The sequence below is a fragment of the Shewanella rhizosphaerae genome (genome assembly GCF_019457655.1).
Lineage (GTDB): Bacteria > Pseudomonadota > Gammaproteobacteria > Enterobacterales > Shewanellaceae > Shewanella > Shewanella loihica.
Genome location: NZ_CP080420.1, coordinates 1922214 through 1944474, shown reverse-complemented (window position 1 = coordinate 1944474; position 22261 = coordinate 1922214). Strand labels below are relative to the sequence as shown.

The window sequence follows — 22261 nt, the reverse complement described above, 5'->3', positions numbered from 1 at the left end:
GGCGAAAAATTAAAAATCGATAACATGCCAGCCTCCCTTAGAGTGAACTGTAGCGTTCACGCAGACGCTGTCTCACCACCTCGGCGATGGTGTTAAACAGGAAGGTGAAGATAAACAGTACGAAGGCCGCCAAGAACAGCACGCGGTAGTGCGAGCTGCCGATAGCCGATTCAGGCATCTCCACGGCGATGTTGGCCGCCAGGGTACGCATCCCCTCGAACACGCTCCACTCCATGATGGCGGTGTTACCGGTAGCCATAAGCACGATCATAGTCTCACCCACGGCGCGGCCAAGGCCCATCATGACGGCAGAGAAGATCCCCGGGCTCGCGGTAAGCAGTACCACGCGGGTTAGCGTCTGCCAGTTAGTTGCGCCCAACGCCAGGCTGCCGTTGGACAGGTGACGCGGTACTGAGAACACGGCGTCTTCGGCGATAGAGAAGATGGTCGGAATAACCGCAAAGCCCATGGCGATGCCCACTACCAGCGCGTTACGTTGGTCGAAGGTGATCCCCAACTCGTTGGTGATAAACAGGCGGGTATCGCCGCCGAAGAAGGCCACTTCGATACTCGGGCTGATATAGAAGGCAAACCAGCCCACGAAACAGATAACAGGTACCAGCATCAGCTCTTGGTAAGTCTCAGGCAGGCGCTGCTTCCAGCGACCCGGCAGTTTGTACCAGCCCAGCGCCGTCAACAAAATACTGATAGGCAGGAGCACCAGCAACATGATGATCCCCGGCAGGTGATCCTCAATCAGAGGCGCCAACCAGAGACCGGCCAAGAAGCCGAGAATAACCGTCGGCAAGGCTTCCATGATCTCGATGGTCGGCTTCACCACGGCGCGCACTTTTGGCGACATGAAGTAGGCGGTATAGACGGCGCCAGCAATCGCCAAAGGCGTCGCGAATAGCATGGCGTACAGCGCAGCCTTCATAGTGCCGAAGGCCAGCGGCATCAGGCTGAGCTTGGCTTCGAAGTCATCCGACCCTGAGGTCGACTGCCACACATATTGCGGCTCAGGGTAACCTTCGTACCATACTTTGCTCCACATTGCGCTCCAAGAGACCTCTGGGTGGCTGTTTTCCACCGCAAACAGGTGAAGCTTGTTGCCCGCCTCGACCACCAGGGCGTTGGCGCGTGGGCTAAAGCCCATCTGAGTGGCATGGGCCAGATCGAAGGTTTCGGTGAAGAGTTTGCGTTGACTCGTGGTATAAAGCAGGTCCAGCTCGCCAGACTCGCTCACGGTGGCGAAGCTCTTACGGTAGAACTCACCGGCGATGCGCTTCACGCCCGCCTTGTTCTTAAAGTCGCGGATCTCCTGATACTGACGACCCTTATCGCCATTCACCTGGAAATATTGGAAGATTTGGCCATTGTCATAGCTCACCAGCAGAGAACTGGCGCCGGCCAGCAGGGCAACGTCTGTCACCTTGGTCTTGGCACGTTCAAGCTCGATCACCTGACTCAGGGCTATCTCATCCACATAGCGGATATCGTAAACGTACAGGCGATTGCCAGAGCGCAGCAGCAGCTGGCGCTGATCTGGGGTCATCAACTGCTGATCGACCTGAGCAGGCGCCTCCTGGATCTGACTGGTAGTGGCTTCCCACTCCACCTCTTCGGTCATCATGTTCTCTTCACCGTTGTGGCGGGTCAGGAACCAGCGACCATTGGCATCATGGTAGGCGAAGCTGAGCTTGTCAGAAGCCGAGGCGAAGGCCAGCTGATAAAGCGGCGTGCCCGACTCGGATACCTGTAGCGGCGATGCGCCCAGCGGATAACGCAGGCTTGGGGTGATCAGACGCTTGTTGCCAGGATAGGTCACGGCGAAGTTAACGCCACCTATGATCACCTGACCGTTAGAGAGGCCGAAGGCAAAGCGCTGCTCGCTCGGTACACCGGCGACGCTGCTGACGATCTCTGCGTCCTGAGGCACATTTATCTGCTCCTGCTTGACCAGGCTGGCACTCAGGGCGCTATAGAAGCTGACCCCGCCATCCTGCGACACGCGGTAGAGGATCTCATTTTGCTCGTCGCTGCCCACCATAAGTGCTGGCGATTTGGCATCTTGCAGTTCGACATTTATCACTGGCGTGACATCTGCCCCATCGAAAATCGGCTTTACAACATAGAGTAGGTAGAAAAAGATCAGCAAGAGCGCCACAAAGACCATGGTGCCGCCCATCGTCACCCCTATCTGGGTGAGCTTATCCTTAAATGCTCGCTTGCTGGAGCCCTTGCCCATCAACAAATCTGTTGCAGTAGAACCAGGTTGAATGACCTGAGTTTCCATTAAGAACCTCGTTAATTTTTGTTCAGTAGAGTTTTCGCTGGGATTGTCGTTTCTGCTATGTTAACTATAGTGAATCGAGGCAAGCCCTTTTCTGACAGTCGGGATTATATGACGCAAAGATGACACTAATGTTACAGCCAGAAAATGTCATCATTATAGGAGCTTGTTAAACTTTTTCAGCCGCTTTTCATATTGTTAATGCCGGAAATTGATTCAACCGCGCCCTGTTCGGGGTGCGTGGCGATACCGCACTCAACCAACTGATGGAGCCTATGCGAAATGTTACGATATTTAGTCACCCTGCAAGTCGCCGATAAACCAGGATTGGTCGAACAGATAGCCCACAGCGTCAGCCGCCACGGCGGTAACTGGCTCGACTCTGAGCTGCGCCACATCGACGGCATCTTCGCCGCCATCTTGCTACTGGAAGTCCCCGCCGCCAACTGGGACACACTGCTGGAAAATCTGGAATGCATCGAAGGCCTCACCCTCACCTACGCCAAGACCCGTAAGACTCAGGCGCCGCAGACCATACGTCGCTACTCTCTGGTCGCCTACGACAGACCCGGCCTGGTACATGATATCTCTAACAAGATCAATGAACTGGGCGCCAACATCGAGCGTCTGTCCACCCATTACGAGACGGCCAGTCACACGGGTGTTGCCCTGTTTCGCGCCAACTTTAGTCTGAGCGTTAAAGATGAGGCCGCCGAGCAGCGCCTCACCCAAGCCCTCTACACCATAGGTGACGACGTGGTGCTGGATATCGTCGATTAGTCAGAGTGTAATTGTTATTAGTGTAAGAATAGTTCAAGAAAAAAGCGGCAGTCATGCCGCTTTTTCGTGCCTGGATTTCACCAGATAGCGCAGCGGCAACTGGCTGATTAGCATGCCCAGCAGCATCAAGCCACAGCCAAACAGCGCCCGGCCGGAGAGGCTCTCCCCCAGAAACATCATGCCACCTATGGCGGCAAACACCGTCTCTAGACTCAAGATGATGGCCGCATGGGCTGGATGGGCGTGCTTTTGCGCCAGCACCTGCAGGGTATAGGCTACGCCGACCGAGACCAGCCCCGAGTAGGCCAGCGCCGCCCAAGCCTGCTGAACGCCTGCCACTGTGGTGGTTTCCAGCGCCAGCGACACCACAAAGCTTGCCAGGGCGCACACCAAAAACTGACCACAGGCCAGCACTACTGGCGCGACTTTATTGGTGAAATGGTCCACCGCCAGGATATGCATGGCCCAAAAGATGGCGCCAATCAGCTGTAAGCCATCGCCATAAGAGATGCTGAAATCATCGCCCACACTCAGGAAATAGAGTCCTACCGCCGCCACGGCGCAGCCAACCCAGGTATTGGTGCCAGTGCTGTGTTTCAGCAGCAGGCCGAGCACAGGCACCAACACGATATAGAGCCCGGTAATAAAACCCGCGTTAGCCGCCGTGGTGTGCAGCAAGCCCACCTGCTGAAAGGAAGCGGCGATAAACAAGATGCCACCACAAGCGAGGGAGCCAATCAGGACCCGGCGTAAAAAATCTTTATCGGCAACGCCCTTTAATCTGCCCTTACGTTTAATCATCCAGATGAGTGGCAGCAGACTCAGCGCGCCAATCACGAAGCGCAGGCCGTTGAAGGCAAATGGCTCGATATGATCCATCCCCAAACGCTGCGCGACAAAGCCTAGGCCCCAAATGGCTGCCGCCACCAATAACATCAAATTTGCCACACATCCCCCATTCCATTACGCCAAAGGCAATCCGTTATTCTGCCGAGCGGCCTAAACATTTACAACGCTTCGTTCAACATAAAAAACAGAACAGTCAAGACGCTAGAAAGGAAAGTGGGCCGTCAAGCCACGATTAGCAAGCGGTGCAGATAATAGAAAAGTGGATTCATGAGGCATAAAAAAAAGGCGCCACAATCAGACTGAGCGCCAAAAACACAAGTACAAAAGCCCCTCATCCTTGAGGTGAGACAGACAGAAAAATGATGGTCAGTTACGTAGTACTAACCTTACACAGACAAAGCCGCTTTCAGCTCGCCGCCAACGAGGGCAAGCGAGTATCTTCACCCGGCGCCCACAACCAGGCGGCGCCCCGAACCCCAGATGAGGCGCCATGGCGGTTTTTCACCACGGGCGTGGCGCACTCGCCGCCGAGCACATACTTGGGTAGTAGCGCTGGCAGGTACTCATAGATAAGGTCAATATTCGACACACCGCCCCCCAGCACGATCACATCGGGATCTAAGGCGTTGATCATATGCGCCAGTGCCCGAGCCAAACGATCGATGAAACGACCAAAGGCCGCCTCGGCGGCCGGATCGCCCTGCGCCATCAAGGAGACAATTTCGATACCGCTAGTCGCCTCACCGCCATGGGCGCGAAAATCCCGCACAAAGCCGGTGCCGGAGACGAAGGTCTCGATACAGTCGGCATTGCCGCAGAAGCATTGAGTGGAGTTGAACTCCTCTGGCGTCATCCAGGGTAAGGGGTTGTGGCCCCACTCACCGCCTATGCCATTACCGCCGCCGTGTACCTTGTGGTGGATGGCTATCCCGCCACCGCAGCCGGTGCCGAGAATGACGCCAAACACCACCGCCTTACCGACGCCGCCGCCATCTACCGCCTCGGAGAGCGCAAAACAGTTAGCATCGTTGGCGATACGCACCTCACGCTGTAGCATGGCCCCCAGATCCTTATCCATAGGCTGACCGTTGAGCCACACGGCGTTAGAGTTTTTTACCCGACCAGTAACCGAGGAGACCACACCCGGAATGCCTATACCTATGCTAGATACCTGGCCCGTCTCGATTTCAGAGGCGTGAACCAGAGCGGCGACCGCCTCCAAGGTAGCCAGATAGTCCTTGGGCGTGGGGACGCGCTGTCGAAACACCTCTTCGCCATTTTCGTTCAGGGTCACCAACTCTATCTTGGTGCCCCCCAGATCGATTCCGCTGCGATACATACCGCTCTCCCAATACAGATAACTTAGTTAGAATGCATCCTGACCGCAGTCAGACAGTAAAATGGATGATGGCGCAAGGTCGCTGCCTCGCTCCTGAACCTCTTCGATGGCCACGTTGGACAGCTCCAGGCTATCGCCAGCGCCCATGGCGAGCACCATGGGACTAAACACACGCCCAAGGGCGTTCACATCCAGTGCAAAACAGGCAATAGGCACCTGATAACGCCGCCACTGACCATCGGCCACCAGAGTGTCGGCAAGGTTCAATGTCTTACCACAGGCCCCCTCGCACTGCATCGACAGCTCGGCTTTCGCTGGTTTCTTCTCCAGCGCGACGTCAAACCCTATCACGGCGCTCTTGTGGTTAAACCGGCGAAGATCCATAGAGAAGTCGTCGCGAAAACTTAAACTCCCCGGCGCGCCGAAACTGAAGCGGCGTGCATCTTCCTGCACCTCACGGTTAATGCTTCTCACCGACCAGGCGCCCGCTTGCCACAGACCCGCCCCAACCCTGTGCATGCCGGTCTCATCGCCAACCGCCAGGTGCCAGGGCGCCTTGATCGCCTTATCGAAAATCGCCAGGCTCAGGGGAGCGTCATCCAGACCAATGGACTCATCGAGCTTGGCAAGCGCCTCGATGCGCTGGTAACTCATGCCTTGCCAGAGTGCAAACAGCGGCGTTTTTGACTGACCTACGGCGCCATTCTCACCGTCGTTAGCGAGCGGCCAGCCGTCATCGCCAGGCGCAGCCGGCCAAGGAAATGGCAGCCGACCCACAAAATCCTGCCTGGGTTTGGCATTCGTATCGCCTATCAGCACATCCGCCACGCCAGCCCCCTCGCTACCCGGCAACCAGGCGGCGACGAAGGCATCCGATGCGTTCAGCTCAGGATTGGTCCACAGCGGTCTCCCCGACAGAAACACAGACACCAGAGGTAGCCCCGCGGCCTTAACCCTTTTAAGCATGGCCAGGTCCTGCTTATCACCGCGCTGATACTCGAGATTGTCCAGATCGCCATTGCCCTCGGCGTAGGGCGACTCACCATATACTGCCAAAACAAGATCCGGCTCGAAATCATCGGGGACATGGCCATCGACACTGAGGCGCGCCTCACCGCCGGCTGCTTTGAGGGCGCTGGCGATGCCGGCAAAAATAGTGGTGGCGCCGGGGAAGTCGGCATTGGTGACTTCCGTGCCCTGCCAGGTCATGCTCCAGCCGCCGGCCTGCATGGAGATATCGTCGGCGCCCTCGCCTATCACCAGCAGCTTGGCCGATGCCTTGATGGGGAGCAAAGGCTTGCCATCTACGGGATTGTTCTTCAGCAGCACCAAAGACTCGGCCACCGCCTTTCTGGCAAGGGCCCTGTGATCCGGATGGCCAATCCAGCTGGCATCGCCGGCGAGTGGCCTCTTCGACGGTGATATGCCGTCAAACAGCCCTGCACGCAGCTTCACCCGCAAAATACGTTTCACCGCATCATCGAGACGGCTCTGCGGCAGGGCGCCCGATTTAACGTCGGCGATGGTGTTGGGATAGAGCGCCTTCCAGCTGTCACCGGGCGCCATCAAAATATCCACCCCGGCGTTGATGGCCGCGGCGCATTGCTCATAGCTGCATCCGGGCACGAAGCCATGGCCCAGCCAATCGCCGACCACCACACCATCGAAACCAAGGCGTTGTTTCAAAACCTCTGTGAGGAGGTAGTGACTGCCATGAAGCTTTTCCCCCTTCCAGCTGTTGAAAGAGGCCATCACCGTCTGTACTCCTTCAGCCAGCGCGCCCACATAGCCTTGGGCGTGACGCGTGATCAGGGTCTGTTCATCCACCTTGGTATCGCCCCTGTCATCGCCATTTTCTGTGCCGCCATCGCCAATGAAGTGTTTAGCGGTTGCCAGGGTATGGGCGCCATCAAGCCAGGCATCACCCTCCCCCTGCATGCCCGCAACAAACGCCTGGGCATAGCGCTCGATCAATTCTGGGTCCCTGGCATAGCCTTCATAGCTACGGCCCCAGCGCAGATTGTCCACCAGTGCCACCGTAGGGGCAAACACCCAGTCTATACCTGTGGCGCGCACCTCTTTGGCGGTCGCCGCGGCAATCGCTTTGATGAGCGCCGGATTGTGGGTCGCACCTAAGCCGATATTGTGGGGAAACAGGGTAGCCCCCAACACATTGCCATGGCCGTGCACCGCATCAGTGCCCCACAGTGGCGGGATAGCAATGCCATCTAATTGGGTATCCATGGCCGCCTGATACATGGCATCGGCAAGTGCTACCCAATCCCCCGCTGTCGCATGGCTGTTATTGGCGGGAAAAGAGCCGCCGCCATTTAAGTAGGAACCAAAGCCGACCCGACGCATATCCTCGACATTAAAATCGCGGATCTCGGGCTGAATCACCTGCGCCACCTTCTGCTCAAGACTCATCTTGGCCAGCAGCGCATCGACCCTGGCCTCCAGTGCGGCATCCACGGGCGCTCGATACACGCCCTGTGGCCAAAGGCTTATGTTTCTTGTTGCCGCTGATGCCTTATTGCCCGCAGTTTCAGCTTGATTGTTTGTGGAGGCGAGCAAATTTGGGGTAGCAACACTACTCAACCCCAGCACACCACAGATAAGAGCCGCGGTGCGTGATAACCTCAGTTTCATGGGCGCTCCTTAGAAGGATTAGAGCCACTCAGGCCATAGAAAAGAATGTAGGCGTAGCAGAGCACGGGCAGCAGGAAGGAGATAGACAGGCCAGCAACATCGGCGATCGCCCCCTGGGCCAGTGGCACCACGGCGCCGCCCACGATGGCGAGACACAGAATACCGCTCCCCTGAGCCGTCACAGGGCCAAGATTTTTCAGCGCCAGGCTAAAGATGGTCGGGAACATGATGGAATTAAATAGCCCCACCGCCAGAATCGCCCACATGGCCAAGGCGCCCTGACTCATCACGGCCACCACGACCAATATCGCCGCCATGGCCGCATTAAAACCTAACACCTTACCCGCCGGCACCTTCTGCATCACGGCCGCGCCGATGAAGCGCCCGACCATGGCACCGCCCCAGTAGAAGGCGATATAGTGGGCCGCCTCGGCTTCGGCCATGCCTGCCACATGAGTTTGCCCAAGAAAACTCACCAACAGACTGCCGATGGCCACCTCGCCGCCCACATAGACGAAGATCCCTATGGCGCCCAGCACCAGATGACGATGATGAAGAGCAGAGGCTGGCTTTGCATCTCCCCCAAGTGCTTCATCTTCCTGGTCATGAATATGAGGCAGCTTCAGCAGCGCAAACACCACTGCCAGTAGCAGCAACATGCCACAAAGCAGCAGATAAGGCAGTTTCACCGCTTCCGCCTCGGCTTCTACCGAGGCGCCGGCTGCAACCGACAGGATCAGCATGGCGCCAAAGGCTGGCGCGACTGTGGTACCCAGAGAGTTAAACGCCTGAGTCAAGGTCAGACGGCTCGACGCTGTCTCGGCAGCGCCGAGGGCCGTGACATAAGGATTTGCCGCCACCTGCAACAGGGTAATGCCACTGGCAAGCACAAAGAGTGCACCAAGAAATACCCCATAACTTGCCGAGACTGCCGCGGGATAAAAGAGACCGCAGCCGAGCGCCGCCGTCAGCAGCCCAACGACTATTCCCTTTTGATAACCCAGGCGTTTCACCAAGACTCCCGCGGGCACAGACACCAAGAAGTAGGCGCCGAAGAAGCAGAACTGGATCAGCATCGCCTGGGTGTAATTTAGACTAAAGACCGCCTTGAGATGCGGGATCAAAATGTCATTTAGGCAGGTAATAAAGCCCCACATAAAAAACAAGGTGGTTAATGAACCCAGAGCGAAACGGTAATTTGCCGCTCCACCGTCGGTCCCCGTGGCCGCAACGCTTTGGCTAGGTGTGGTTGCCATCTTCTCTCCCCTCTAAATTCTTGCTTTGAGCAGTGTGAACCTGATTGGTTGTTGACCTTTTTGGGTTCTGCCACTAGATTAATGTAAGCGCTTTCATTTTTAACATTACGTTAACCCTTGTCAACCTATTTTGCCCTCTCAATCATTGAATGCACTGACATCGATGGCGGGCAAGACGGTAAAAACAAGGGGTAGATTCAGGACAAGAACAACAATGACACAGATACCAGCTTTCACCCTGCCCGGTGATTCCGCCATGATGCAGCAGGATTTTTTGTTCGGGGTAGCAACCGCTTCTTTTCAAATTGAGGGCGACATCGCCCACCGTCAGCCCTGTATCTGGGACACCTTCTGTGCCCAGCCGGGTAAGATTGCCGATGGGTCCAATGGCGAGGTGGCCTGCGATCATGTCAACCTTTGGCGCGAAGATGTCAGCCTGATCGCCTCTCTCGGCGTGGATGCCTATCGCCTCTCTATCTCCTGGGGTCGGGTGCTGCACCCAAATGGCAGCGTCAATCGTGAAGGCATCGCCTTCTACACTGGCCTAATCGACGCGCTAAACCTTCGCAACATCAAGGTATTTGTGACCCTGTATCACTGGGATCTTCCCCAACACCTCGAAGACAAAGGTGGCTGGCTCAACCGGGAGACCGCCCTCGCCTTCGCCGATTACACCCGGGTGGTGGTGCAGGCATTCGGCGAGCGTGTCTATGCCTACTCGACCCTGAACGAGCCATTTTGCAGCGCCTATCTTGGCTATGAGGCTGGCATTCACGCCCCGGGGCATAACAGCCGCAAGCAAGGCCGGGCAGCCGCTCATCACTTGTTGCTGGCCCATGGCCTGGCCATGGCGGAGATCCGCCAAGGGGCGCCGCGTGCTAAAGCCGGCATAGTGCTGAACTTCAGTCCCGCCTACGCCAACAGCCCGAGCGAAGCGGACGTGCGCGCCGCGCAACTAGCCCATGAGTATCACAACCTCTGGTATCTGATGCCACTGATGCAGGGGCGTTATCCCGATATTCTGGCCGCGCTGGATGGCGACGAACACCCCCCCGTACAAGACGGTGACATGGCGATCATTCAGGCCAGCATGGATTACCTGGGCATCAACTATTACACCCGTAACGTCTATCAGGCCGGCGGTGAGCTGGGCTTTGAGGATGTGCGCATTGCCAACGTGCCCCGTACCGCCATGGACTGGGAGATCTGCCCCGGCGCCTTTACCGAGCTCCTGAAAGACCTGTCGCGCGAATTCGCCCTACCGCCCATCTACATCACAGAAAATGGCGCCGCCGAGGACGATTGCCTTCGCGATGGCGAGGTGCACGACCCGATGCGACTCGATTACCTGCAGTCTCACCTGCTGGCGGTACACAAGGCCATCGACGACGGCGCAGACGTTAGAGGCTATTTTGCCTGGAGTCTGATGGATAATTTTGAGTGGGCCGAAGGCTACCGCAAACGCTTCGGTCTGGTATATGTGGACTACGACACCCAGCAGCGCACCCTCAAATCCAGTGCCAAGGCATATCAGAGAATGCTTGCACACAGGCGCGCGATGAGCCAAAAATAATAAAGGAGGTCGCCATGTTGAGCGTCAGAGAAAAAATTGCCTATGGGCTCGGCGATACCGCCAGCAACATCGTATTTCAAACCGTCATGCTGTTTTTGACGTTTTTCTACACCGACATATTTGGGATCTCCGCCGCCTTCGTCGGCACCATGTTTTTGGCCGTGCGTATCATGGATGCGGTGACCGATCCCCTGATGGGCTATCTGGCGGATCGCACCAACACCCGCTGGGGGCGCTACCGCCCCTATTTGTTATGGTTTGCCTTTCCCTTCGCCGCCATCAGCGTGTTGGCTTTCACCACACCTGATCTGAGCGAGAGTGGCAAGGAGATCTACGCCCTCATCACCTATGCCCTGTTGATGCTGGCCTACACCGCCATCAATATCCCCTACTGCGCACTGGGCGCGGCGATGACCACCAATCCGGCCGAACGGGTGTCGGTACAATCCTATCGCTTCGTGTTCGCCATGTTGGGTGGACTCATGGTCAGCGCCCTCACCCTGCCTCTGGTGGACTTTTTTGGCGCGGGCGATAAGGCCAAGGGCTATCAGCTCACCATACTGGCCATGAGCATTCTAGGTACCCTGATGTTCTTACTCTGTTTTGCAGGCACCAAGGAGCGTGATTTCACCACAGATGACAACCGCGACAACCTAAAGGCCGCTACCAAGGCGCTATGGGCCAACGATCAGTGGCGGGTGCTCTCCGCCGCCGCCATCTTCCTGTTAACCGGCTTGGTGCTGAAATCCACCCTCGCCATCTACTACGTGAAATATGTGCTCGGCCGCGAAGAGATGATCAGCCTGTTCGTCACCAGTGGCGTGATAGGCAACATCTTCGGGGTTGGGCTGGCCAAGAAGCTCGCCGACAGGGTGTGTAAGGTCAAGGCCTATATCCGGCTGCAGCTGATTGCTGCGGCGCTGTGTCTGCTCGCCTGGTTTGTGCCCAGCGATCAGTACCTGCTGGCGCTGGTGCTCTATATCGCCTGGAACTTCACCATCAACATGGGCACGCCGCTGCTGTGGGCCAAGATGGCCGATACCGTGGATTATGGCCAGTATAAGACTGGAGTACGCACCACGGGCTTGGTCTACTCCTCGGTGATCTTCTTTATCAAGCTGGGGCTGGCCATAGGCGGCGCCTTAGCCGGTTGGCTGCTGGCCGCCTACGGTTATCAGGCCGATGCCGTTCAATCCCAGGAGACCCTGGATGGCATGGTGCTCTGCTTTACCCTGTATCCGGCGCTGGCGTCGATCGCGGTTGCCTTTATCATGCGACGCTATACACTAGACAGTCACCGGGTTGCACAGATCAGTCTGGCGCTGGAACAAAAACATTCAGGCACATAGCAGTTCAAGGAAAGCCAGCTCTTATGGCCACAATTTATGACGTTTCCATCCTGGCAGGCGTGTCACTAGCGACCGTCTCCCGGGTAGTCAACAACACAGGCAAGGTTAGCGAGAAGACCTGTCAGAAAGTCCACGATGCCATGGCGCAGCTGGGCTACCGCCCAAACAGCATCGCCCAGTCACTGGCATCTAATCGCTCTAACAGCGTCGGAGTGCTAGTGTCTCAGCTCGATGGTCCCTTCTATGGTCCCATGATGCGGGAAGTCGAATCGGCGCTGCGCTCGGCCAACAAGCATGTGATCATTGCCGCCGGCCACAGCGACGCCGCCCAGGAAAAAGACGCGGTTGAGTTTCTGCTCTCCCGTGGCTGTGATGCCCTGATCGTGGACGCCGAGATCCTCTCTAATGAGTACCTGCAGGAGCTCTGCCGCGGTTCGACTCCAGTGGTGCTGATCAACCGCCATGTGGACGGCATCGAAGATCGCTGCGTACACCTGAATAACCTCCAGGGCGGGCTGCTCGCCAGTCGTCATGTGGTCGAACATGGCCATAAACAGATCGCCTACATCTCGGGCCCACTATTTAAGCTCGATGCCAGGGAGCGCCTCGAGGGCCATAAGCAGGCGCTGGCAGAGCAAGGGCTGAGCTTCGACGATAGCCTGTTTTTCGAGGGCGACTTTACCGAAGAAGGCGGCTACGAGGGAATGGCGGCACTGCTCGAACGTGGCAGCTCATTCAGCGCCGTGGTGTGCGCCAACGATCAGATGGCATCGGGAGCCATCGCCCTCTGTCTGGAGCGCGGATTAAGGGTACCGCAGGATATCTCCTTCGTGGGATTCGATAATATCCCCTTCCCCCGTTACATCTCCCCCAAGCTCACCACAGTGTGCAACCCGATACAGGACATGGGTCGCATGGCCGCCAATTGGGTGTTAAAAGAGGTGTATGACAATCGCGAGGTCAGCTTCAGCCACCGTTTCGAACCCGAATTGGTTGTGCGTGAATCTGTTCAGCGCCTAGAGACAAGATAGATTTACGTCGTTAGCGAATTGATAGCTTAACCAGATAAAACCCAACACACAGAACTCTCCTCAGAAGGCTTACCTCACTAAGGTAAGCCTAAAGGCTAATCCCACTCGAAAGATTGGTCCTCAAGTCGACACACTCTAAATTAGCGCCAAACAAACACACCGAAAAAACGCCTTAACGGTAACAACAATGAAAGCGCTTACATTATTTTTAGTAAATCTTAACAACCGCCAAAAATGAAAGATTTTGATTAAAATACAGAGAGTTAAAATCCTCCATTCAAAGCATCTCAAACCGCCAATGTAAACATTTTTTAAACATTTACCCCACAAATGGTTGACATGAAAACGTCATCATCTTAATTTATGTAAGCGCTTACATTTATACTTGCAGGCGAAGTGGTATGCAAACCTGTAAGCTTTACAACAATAGCGTCCCGAGCTGCATCGCAGCCGAGGGTCTCTGGGAGAGGAACCTGATGCAACAATTAGAATTCAAAAAATCAAAGCTAGCCACCAGTGTATCCCTGGTGCTGGGCTTGCTGTCTGCCCTACCCGCCATTGCCGAAGAAGCCCCTGCGGTTGACGGCGATATTGAAGTTATCCAAGTCACCGGCGTACGCGGTTCACAGGCCAAGGCCATGGAACTTAAACGTCAATCCGCCGGTGTTGTGGATGCCATCTCCGCCGAAGATATCGGTAAATTCCCCGACACTAACCTGGCCGAATCGCTGCAACGTATCACGGGTGTGTCTATCGACCGTGTCAACGGCGAAGGCAGCAAGGTAACGGTACGCGGCTTTGGCCCCGACTTTAACCTGGTGTTGCTAAACAATCGCACCATGCCCACCGCTCAGGTGGCCGGTGAGTCTACCCGTTCATTCGAATTTGCCAACCTTGCCTCCGATGCGGTAAGCAGCGTAGAGATCTACAAGACTGGCAAAGCCGACATCAGCTCGGGTGGCATTGGCTCGACTATTAACATCCGCACCGCCCGCCCCTTCGATACGCGGGATCTGGTGGCCAGCGTTGGGGTTAAAGCCCATCATGACACCAGTGTGGAAGATGGCAGCTCTGTCACCCCTGAGATCTCAGGCATTTTCAGCAACACCTTTATGGATGACTCCCTGGGCCTGGGCTTAACGGCCTCTTATCAGAAGCGTGACAGCAACACCAAACGCGCCACCATAGATGGCTGGCGTCAGAACATAGATGGCGAGCTGAACCCTAACGCCGTGGTCGTTAACGAAAACCAAAATCCCTACGGCAACACCTTCTATGCCCGTAACATAGGCTTTGCCAGCCAGGATACCGAGCGAGAGCGTACCAATGCCCAGTTGGTATTCCAGTACGCCCCGAGCGATGACATAGAGATGACGCTGGATTACACCTACTCCAAGCTCTCAGATGTCTCCAATGCCGACACTTGGGGTCTGTGGTTCTCGGGTCCAGGCAATGCCACCTACGCCCATATCAATGAAAACGGCACCTTCGACTATGTGACCGAAGTGGGCGGCGACTACTCTGGCACCATGCAGCAAAACGCCTCGGACAACATCAACAAGTCCCTGGGCTTCAACATCAAGTGGCAAGCGAGCGACAACCTGACGCTGAGCTTCGATGCCCACGACTCTAACGCCACCGCCGAAGGCACCCTGGGTGACAACGCCGATAACAAGTTCTTCATCCTGGGCGCGCTAAACATCGCCGATAAGACCTATGATGCCACCAGCACAGAGATCCCGCTGCTTGGCGCCAACTACGGCACGCTGAATCCTAACGGCGAGCCGCACCTGCTGCCCGAGCACTATGCCTCCTTGTTTGCCGGAGTACGCGCCGGTCGCAATGAAACCGACGTCAATCAGTATCAGTTTGACGGCCGATGGGTAAATGAGAACAACGACGCCCTATCCTCCATTGACTTTGGTGTCTCTTTCACCTCGATGGAAACCCACGCCCAGGGCTCTTACACAGGCCCGATCAGCGCCGGCTGGTATGGCAACATGGGGCTGTGGAAAGACGATGTCAGCTACGTCGGCCTGGGCTCAGACTTCCTGTCTGACTTTAGCGGTGGCGGCAGCGATATGTTGATCCCCTACTACTACAGCTATGATCAGCAGGCAGCCATGGATAAGGCACAGGAACTGTACGATGTGGAGTATGTGTCAGCGCCGTGGCAAGATGACCACCTGATCAAGGAAGACACCACAGCTGCGTATATCCAGATCAACATCGACAGCGAATTTAACAACATGCCGCTGAATATCGTGGCGGGTCTACGCTACGAGCAAACCGATGTCACCGCCAGTTCGATGCAGCAAGAGGCGCAGCAGCTGGTGTGGCTCAACCCAACCGAGTGGCAGACCGTCTATGCCGACGACTTCTCTTACAGCCATGAATCCCATGACTACAAAGAGTTTCTGCCAAACCTGGATATCAACCTGGAGATGGTGGAAAACGTGATCGCGCGCTTCAGTTACAGCCGCACCATCACACGTCCTACCCTGGCCTCGATGCGCGCAACCACAGCCTTGACGCCTATTCCTAAGGTAGGTTCGCGTACCGGTTTTGCCGGTAACACGTCGCTTAAGCCGTTCAGCTCGCAAAACATCGATCTGTCACTGGAATACTACTATGACGATGCCAGCTATGTGTCTGTGGGTTACTTCAACAAGGAAGTGGAAAACTTCCTGATGAACACCATAGAGACGGTGGAATACGATCATCTGCGCGACCCATACATTGGTGCCGCCGCAGAGCAAGCCCGTGCAGAGCTCATTGCCAATAATGAGACCCCAAGCGATGAGGCCGTGTTCCAGTGGCTGATCGACAACGGTTATGGCGATGCCAACGGCCGCGTGCCTCAGTCAGGCAGCGATCCTGTGGCCGAGTGGAACATCAGCAAGCCCAACAACGTCGAAGATCTCAACATCAACGGCTTTGAGTTTGCGTGGCAGCACTGGTTCTGGGACACAGGCTTTGGCTTTGCCGCCAACTACACTCTGGTTGACGGTGATACAGAATACGACGTGGAGCGCGTCGATGAGCAGTTCGCTCTACCCGGACTATCGGACTCGGCCAACTTCTCGGTATTCTATGAGAACTACGGCGTGCAGGCACGTCTGGCTTACAACTGGCGTGACACCTTCCTCTCTGGTATGGGTCAGGCCGAAGCCGGTGGCCCAGCCCCTCAGTTCACCGAAGCTTATGGTCAGCTAGACATGAGCGTGAGCTATCAGCTCACCGACAACCTGTCTATCTTCGCCGAAGGCATCAATATTCTGGGTGAGGAGAAACGCGTCTACGGTCGTTACGAAGAGCAGATGCTGCTAGCACAGCAAAACGCCGCCCGTTACTCCATCGGCGCACGTTATAGCTTCTAAGGCTATCGATTGAGGTAAGAAGAAAGTCCCGGGCAAACGCCCCTGGATGAGGTCATTGCCGCGGCGCCCGCCGCGGCTTTTTTTATCTGCATCGACAGCAATCAAGTCTCGCATCCAAACTAGGCAGATGACTGACGCTAACGTCTCAAAATCGACATGACATGAGATAGAGCAGCGTTAAACACCTCATCAGCTTACACCAATCGAATGACAACTTAATGGTAAAGAACCACCCTCAACCGAACTCGTTTTTGGACATTTTCGAGTTAAAGCCTTAACTCTAACCTGTCAGTTTCGGATAAAAATTTCTATGGGATAACGCTTTGCTAAACGGCAATAAAATAGCTGGCTAAACTTAGCGAGGAACGAGCAAAATCCAGCTGTTTTTTGTCCGCTTGAGCAACTTGTTAACTCTTGTACCACGAATAATATTGAGTGACTACAACCAGTAGAATTAGCACAGCATTTAACGTATTTTTACCCCACATTTTTTCTAATGCATTACAAAATTTAAGAACGCCATAAGAAACTGAAAAAACAGGAATAAAATATAATGCCATTAACAAACTTGTGACTGCCCAAAATATCGTCATAGCAATGAGCATATAAACACTAATGATTACACCCATAATGATCACGTGAGGACTTTCTGGTAGTGGAAAACCCATCAGTGATGAGTGCATATAAATGTATTGATAAGGCAAGGCGGTATAATCAATGCCAAGAAAAATATCAATTAATGGCATAGCCAAGGCTAAAGCTGATATTTGAGCCATATCCTTTAGGAATGACAAGGAAAATTTATGTGGTTTTGTGTACCATTTTATTGAGAAAAACCCTATAAATGAATAAATAAAAGCTTTAGCAAACATAATGTTCTGAGCCAATTCATAGCTAAATACGTATTTCGAAATAATTGTGGCTGCGAGTAATATGACAGCCGTTATCCCTAAAAGGTTTGCTAAGTAATCAACCCCATCGATTGTTTTCAATCTGGTCAATTTCACAAATTGTTTGCTAAATGATTCATCAACAATCAGAATTTTTTCTTGGTACTGAGGTTTGAGCCCTAATGATGATCTTGCTAGAGCTAATGGGATTAATACATAAAGGGTTGCGAGAATAAAATCCATTTAGAAATTACACCTTACTTTGTCAAGAGAGTTAACGCCCCAATAAGGGGCTGATAATGCTTGGCTAAACTCGTGTAGCGGAGCGAAACTGAGCCAAGCTTTAGCAGTCCCGCACTTAATTGGCTTGTATGGTTAATCCTGTTCCATTTTAGGGTAAATTGGAGGCCCACCCTCAATGGCCGTTGAGGGTCTTTATGCAGTAGCTCGATTGAATGGCGGCTCCTCTTACGAGAGACCGGTAACAAGTGGGTAGCGCTGCATAACTCCTAGCAATAACTCGAACAGTCATTGGGGCCTCGAGCCCGTATAGCAAGGCAGAGTAAGCTTATAATGAACAACCATAAAAACCAAACTGAAATCAATGTCGGCGTTGATGTCGGTAAGTCACAGCTCGATATCGTTCTACATCCACTCGACCTACATTTATCTATCCCAAATGACCCTGAACATATCCAGAAAGTCATTCAGGTACTTAAGAAGCATCCGGTAAAACGTATCGTCACTGAGGCGACAGGTCGTTATGAGCATGCCTTTGTCTTTGCCTGCGATAAAGCTAATTTACCCGTTGTTATCGTCAATCCAATCAAAGTTCGTCGCTTTGCCCAAGCTATCGGTGTTATGGCGAAAACAGACAGAATTGATGCTTCAGTCATCGCTCAATTTGCGGCAATCATTAAACCTGAGATAAAGCAGCTTCCGGATGAACAGTCACAAATAATCAAAGACTTACTAATCAGACGAACTCAGCTACTTGAAATGGCAACGATGGAAAAAAATCGTCTCCAAATCATGCCTAAAGAGCTTCATAAATCAATTAATACTTTGCTTAAATCACTTAACCTGCAAATAGATAAACTTACGGAAAAACTCGATAAGCTCGTAGCCCAGGTCAAAGAATGGCGCGTCAAATCGGAAATATTGACGAGTGTTCCTGGGGTGGGGAAAGTGCTTTCCTACACTCTGCTTAGTGAAATGCCAGAGTTAGGAAAACTAAACCGAAAAGAAATTGCCGCCCTAGTTGGTGTCGCTCCCATGAACCGCGAAAGTGGTTCTTACAAGGGTAAACGCAGGATCCGTGGTGGTCGCCACAGGATACGTACAGTCATGTTTATGGCGATGATGTCAGCCATACAGTGTAATCCTGTCTTTAAGCGCTATTACCAGCATCTCAAAGCGGCTGGCAAAATGCCGAAAGTAGCACTGATCGCCTGCATGCGAAAGCTCATCGTGATCTTGAATACCATGCTTAAAAGCGAGGAGCTGTGGTGCGCAAAAAACGGATAAATATATTGACTAAACACCACAGTCACTTGTTATACAGCATTTTTACTGCGCAAACGTTGGAACTCTTCATATTGTTTACGAGCATCTTCCATCATTGCTTCATGTTTAGCTTTTTCTAAAGATGCTATTTTTTTCGCTCGCTGCATAAGGTAAGGCATCATCGCATTAATTTTATCGTTGAGATGATTATGCTTTGAGTGTGGACGTGTGATAATTATACCCTTTAACTCTTCGAGACTAATAACTGAACTTGGGAAAGATATTTCGATTCCAGTTTCTTTTATGATCTCTCTACCCCAGTTTAGTGCTGTATCAAGACAATCTGCACACATAGGTTCGGCCTGATGATTTACTTCAAAAGTAGCTTCTTGAAACATAGAGCCCGATTTTACTTCGAGAACCCACGGGTTCTTTTTAGAAGGACGGACACAAGTTAATTTATCTCTTGAACAGCAAGGACAACGCCAATTTTCATCATACCTGTTCCAATATTTACCTCTAGTCGAAGCAAGATGCTCTAATTGCTTGTTCGACGGCCTTGTACGAGTATGTGGATTAACTTTTTCACGCCAAGAAGAGTTCTTTCCTTTGAAAGGTTCTGGAGTATATAGCACTCTTTCTGGGTCATATTTATTAATTTCTGTAACCCCGTTCACTCCAAACTGCCACCGCGCCTTTCTTTCTATATTTCTCGCAGTATTGTCAGATGGCTGATACCAATCTTTTTTTTCGGCCGCAATCCGAGCAAAATTTTCAGCCATTTGCATACGTAGCTCAAAAATGGGCTTGGCCTCCTGCCACGTACACTGTGCTTTAAGTACGTCAATCTGGTGCTCTTTGTTCGCAGTAACTATTAAAAATTCACTGATCTGTTTTGGAGAGAAAGAAAAACTCTTATGGGCATTTACAATTTTCTTTGCTTCGGCATCAGCTTTATTGCAATCAAAGCACACAACTGTGTTGTCATAGGCCGAAAGTGAAAACGCTGTTTTAACGGCAAATTTTTCTGATAGCTCATCTGCAACGATGATGTTTTGCTTGATTGAAAAGCTCTCGAAGAGCTCTTTCACTACATCTTTCATATGATCATGATGTTCATGAAGCTGACAAGTTAAATAGTTATTTTTATTAAGTCGAACGATTTCACCCTTACTACGTTTACAGCAAGGACATTGCCAGCCTACAGGCGTCATTACCCACCATTTATTTAAATGCGCTCCGTCAGCATTAAAATCACGAACTAACTTTCGAGTTGAATATGTAAATTCAGAGTCTATTCCTATTAGATCTTTATCTTTTATAGACTCTCTAAATTCAGATTCTGTCATACTTCCTCCATAACTCTCCATGCTGTATAACGCCGGTTTAAGGGGCGGCACGCCACGCAGCGGTGGGATGTCCCAGTGAGCGAAGCGAACGACTTGAAACCTTTGTTATGTTCTTGAGAGCGGCAGTTCAAAAGTGGCCTCTTGAGTGGCGAGGGAATCACCCTCCAGTAACCGCTGCTCCCATTCTGTGATCAGCGACTCTGAAGTGTTAGTAGCGGCCTCGTTATGCATGCTACCTGAGCAATTGGATAGACCACTTTCAGTTAGGCGTACAGTTTCTGTCCGACCTCTCGGCTCGAGCCATCCTTGTTTCTTCCAATAACTCAATGCCGTCGGGCTGAGCAAGAATTTAAACGCATCCGTTCTCATCGCTCTGTTATCCAACTGCCTTGAATTTTGAATGATTCGCAAGCCCGCTAAGGTCATTGCGCGCAGATCGTCTTTGTGAGTTGGGTACCTTTCTGCTGCGTGTAGAGTTATTTGGGTTTCGTCGTCTTCGTAAAACGTGCCCATCGGCATCTCCTTGTGAACATAACGCCAAGCTCTGCTGCGTCCTTGCTTGAGCGCCTTGTTATGCGAGTTTACTCGGTGACTCGCAGTTGAACTTGTGCACCATCAGGTAGGTCCTTGATTTGTTTTGCAACATGACCCGAAAACCTAATAAGCTCATGCAACGGTGCGGTATTAATATTTGAATTTGCGTACTCACCACCAAGAGCACTAGGGGTGACTAAACAGTATTTTTGATCTTCGGTTAATGGCCCAAGATGCTCACTTGCTTGCTCAACTAAAGCTTGCATGTACCAATCTTCTAGGAACTCTTGATCGGTAGATAGGTTATCTAGTTCTTCGCGATTTGTTGCGACAATTTCGCAGTAAACATCTTCAGGGCATAGGCGCCAATAACAACCAGAAGAATCTTTGATCATTAGGTTACCGAAGTCATTTTCACCTACGACCTCAATAGGATCGATACCAACCCAACCCCAAGATTCTTTGATTTCTTGAATAATATTCATGACTTCCTTTTACGCATAACGCCGCATTCAACGGCTTGTTCGCTGCAATGCTTTGTTATATGTTACCTTATTATATCTTGATTGCTGAGCTTTGGAGCCAGCCGCTTAAATACAGAATTTTCAGTGTACGGCAAATACTCAGTATGCCTAGAATAAACAAATCCATTTTTTATTGATTTATCCGATAAATAGTTCATTATTGCGCTTTCAACCATTACACCAAAACACTTCTTTTTCGACCCCGCACTAAACCGATCCAACCTGGCTTTCACATAATTGTTTGAGACCCCCCTATGGATTGCTGTCGCTGCGAATTGTGAGTCAGGATAAAGCATATTTGTTTTAGGTAGTAAATCAGTGATGTTCACCGCCACCAACCCATGAACTTTGCTTGATTTTTCTGAGCTAATTCTTTTCAAAACTTGTTTGTTAGCCCTTTTTACATTCTTCTCTATCTGAGCTTCAGACTTAACTCGCTTGCACTCAACAAAAAGCATTCCATCATCAACCAAATCAACTACAACATCACAAATTCCATTGAGAGTTACGGAGTAACCTGCATGAATAAACCTACTAGCAATAGATAATTCGAAGAGAAAGTCTCTCGCTTGGTCGTTGTCAGTATTACCTCTGAACTCTTGCCCTGAAGTTACTTTTTTAACCTGATCAAGAAACTCTGATACCTCAACATTGCTTAGACAGTTTTTAATTCTAATTATTTCATTCACTTCAATATATGCATTATCAAAGGACCTTTTAAAGCCAACAAGATCATTTTCAACTATTTTCCCTTCTGCTACGTCAATAAACTTTTGAAAACATCTCTTATAAATACCATATCTGTTTTTTGAATATTCAAATCCTAACCCACTAAACCAATTACAAACTTCGTCATACATCAAAATAAGATTATCAAAATCGTGCTCATAGTATGTAGTGGTCATAGTTCCCTCAGAGACTTATAACGCCCGCATTTGCGGCGGTTTTGTAGCGAGGTA

General features: G+C 52.2%; 16 protein-coding genes. 6 read left to right on the top strand and 10 right to left on the bottom strand.

Annotated features, from left to right (window positions below; translation table 11 throughout):
- Nucleotides 1–37 precede the first annotated feature (37 nt).
- Entirely contained in the window at nt 38–2296 is a 2259-nt protein-coding gene (locus K0I63_RS08730) for an ABC transporter permease subunit (RefSeq protein ID WP_220044981.1), read from the bottom strand.
- 279 nt (nt 2297–2575) lie between these two features.
- Here K0I63_RS08730 and K0I63_RS08725 point away from each other — a divergent pair, with 279 nt between their 5' ends.
- On the top strand, nt 2576–3073 hold the full coding sequence (locus K0I63_RS08725; RefSeq protein WP_011865496.1) for a glycine cleavage system transcriptional repressor: 498 nt from the start codon (nt 2576–2578) through the stop codon (nt 3071–3073).
- A 51-nt stretch (nt 3074–3124) separates the two neighbouring features.
- Here K0I63_RS08725 and K0I63_RS08720 read toward each other — a convergent pair whose 3' ends face one another.
- From K0I63_RS08720 to K0I63_RS08705, 4 genes are all read right to left on the bottom strand, one after another.
- On the bottom strand, nt 3125–4009 hold the full coding sequence (locus K0I63_RS08720) for a DMT family transporter (RefSeq protein ID WP_220083406.1): 885 nt from the start codon (nt 4007–4009) through the stop codon (nt 3125–3127).
- Between the two features lie 319 nt (nt 4010–4328).
- Complete coding sequence (gene mak / locus K0I63_RS08715; protein ID WP_220083164.1) at nt 4329–5261, bottom strand: fructokinase; 933 nt, start codon at nt 5259–5261, stop codon at nt 4329–4331.
- Between the two features lie 27 nt (nt 5262–5288).
- Nucleotides 5289–7910 (bottom strand): glycoside hydrolase family 3 protein, encoded by a 2622-nt coding sequence (locus tag K0I63_RS08710; RefSeq protein WP_220083163.1) that lies wholly within the window; start codon nt 7908–7910, stop codon nt 5289–5291.
- The gene (locus K0I63_RS08705) at nt 7907–9166 is read right to left on the bottom strand and encodes a sugar MFS transporter (protein WP_220083162.1); all 1260 of its coding nucleotides are present in this window, start codon (nt 9164–9166) and stop codon (nt 7907–7909) included. Before K0I63_RS08705 ends, K0I63_RS08710 begins: the two co-directional genes overlap by 4 nt.
- Nucleotides 9167–9380: 214 nt before the next feature.
- Here K0I63_RS08705 and K0I63_RS08700 point away from each other — a divergent pair, with 214 nt between their 5' ends.
- The 4 genes from K0I63_RS08700 to K0I63_RS08685 all read left to right on the top strand — a co-directional run bounded on the left by K0I63_RS08700 (nt 9381) and on the right by K0I63_RS08685 (nt 16499).
- Nucleotides 9381–10739, top strand: a complete 1359-nt coding sequence (locus tag K0I63_RS08700) for a GH1 family beta-glucosidase (protein WP_220083161.1) — start codon at nt 9381–9383, stop codon at nt 10737–10739.
- Between the two features lie 14 nt (nt 10740–10753).
- Nucleotides 10754–12088, top strand: coding sequence for a glycoside-pentoside-hexuronide (GPH):cation symporter (locus tag K0I63_RS08695; RefSeq protein WP_220083160.1), 1335 nt, complete (start codon nt 10754–10756; stop codon nt 12086–12088).
- A gap of 23 nt (nt 12089–12111) precedes the next feature.
- Nucleotides 12112–13119 carry a LacI family DNA-binding transcriptional regulator gene (locus K0I63_RS08690; protein WP_220083159.1) on the top strand — a complete coding sequence of 336 codons (1008 nt, stop codon included), beginning with the start codon at nt 12112–12114 and terminating at the stop codon, nt 13117–13119.
- A gap of 476 nt (nt 13120–13595) precedes the next feature.
- Nucleotides 13596–16499: a TonB-dependent receptor gene (locus K0I63_RS08685; protein WP_258406975.1), complete on the top strand. Its 2904-nt coding sequence runs from the start codon at nt 13596–13598 to the stop codon at nt 16497–16499.
- 407 nt (nt 16500–16906) lie between these two features.
- On the opposite strand, the gene K0I63_RS08680 is transcribed toward K0I63_RS08685, so the two are convergent.
- A complete protein-coding gene (locus K0I63_RS08680; protein ID WP_220083158.1) occupies nt 16907–17632 on the bottom strand; it encodes a hypothetical protein in 726 nt (241 codons plus the stop codon).
- 330 nt (nt 17633–17962) lie between these two features.
- Here K0I63_RS08680 and K0I63_RS08675 point away from each other — a divergent pair, with 330 nt between their 5' ends.
- Nucleotides 17963–18916, top strand: a complete 954-nt coding sequence (locus K0I63_RS08675) for an IS110 family RNA-guided transposase (protein ID WP_220081754.1) — start codon at nt 17963–17965, stop codon at nt 18914–18916.
- A gap of 29 nt (nt 18917–18945) precedes the next feature.
- Here K0I63_RS08675 and K0I63_RS08670 read toward each other — a convergent pair whose 3' ends face one another.
- The 4 genes from K0I63_RS08670 to K0I63_RS08655 form a co-directional block, all read right to left on the bottom strand.
- The gene (locus K0I63_RS08670) at nt 18946–20244 is read right to left on the bottom strand and encodes a hypothetical protein (protein ID WP_220083157.1); all 1299 of its coding nucleotides are present in this window, start codon (nt 20242–20244) and stop codon (nt 18946–18948) included.
- Nucleotides 20245–20349: 105 nt separating this feature from the next.
- Nucleotides 20350–20757, bottom strand: coding sequence for a hypothetical protein (locus K0I63_RS08665; protein WP_220083156.1), 408 nt, complete (start codon nt 20755–20757; stop codon nt 20350–20352).
- Between the two features lie 68 nt (nt 20758–20825).
- Nucleotides 20826–21263 carry a T6SS immunity protein Tdi1 domain-containing protein gene (locus tag K0I63_RS08660; RefSeq protein ID WP_220083155.1) on the bottom strand — a complete coding sequence of 146 codons (438 nt, stop codon included), beginning with the start codon at nt 21261–21263 and terminating at the stop codon, nt 20826–20828.
- 62 nt (nt 21264–21325) lie between these two features.
- On the bottom strand, nt 21326–22207 hold the full coding sequence (locus K0I63_RS08655; RefSeq protein WP_220083154.1) for a hypothetical protein: 882 nt from the start codon (nt 22205–22207) through the stop codon (nt 21326–21328).
- Nucleotides 22208–22261 lie beyond the last annotated feature (54 nt).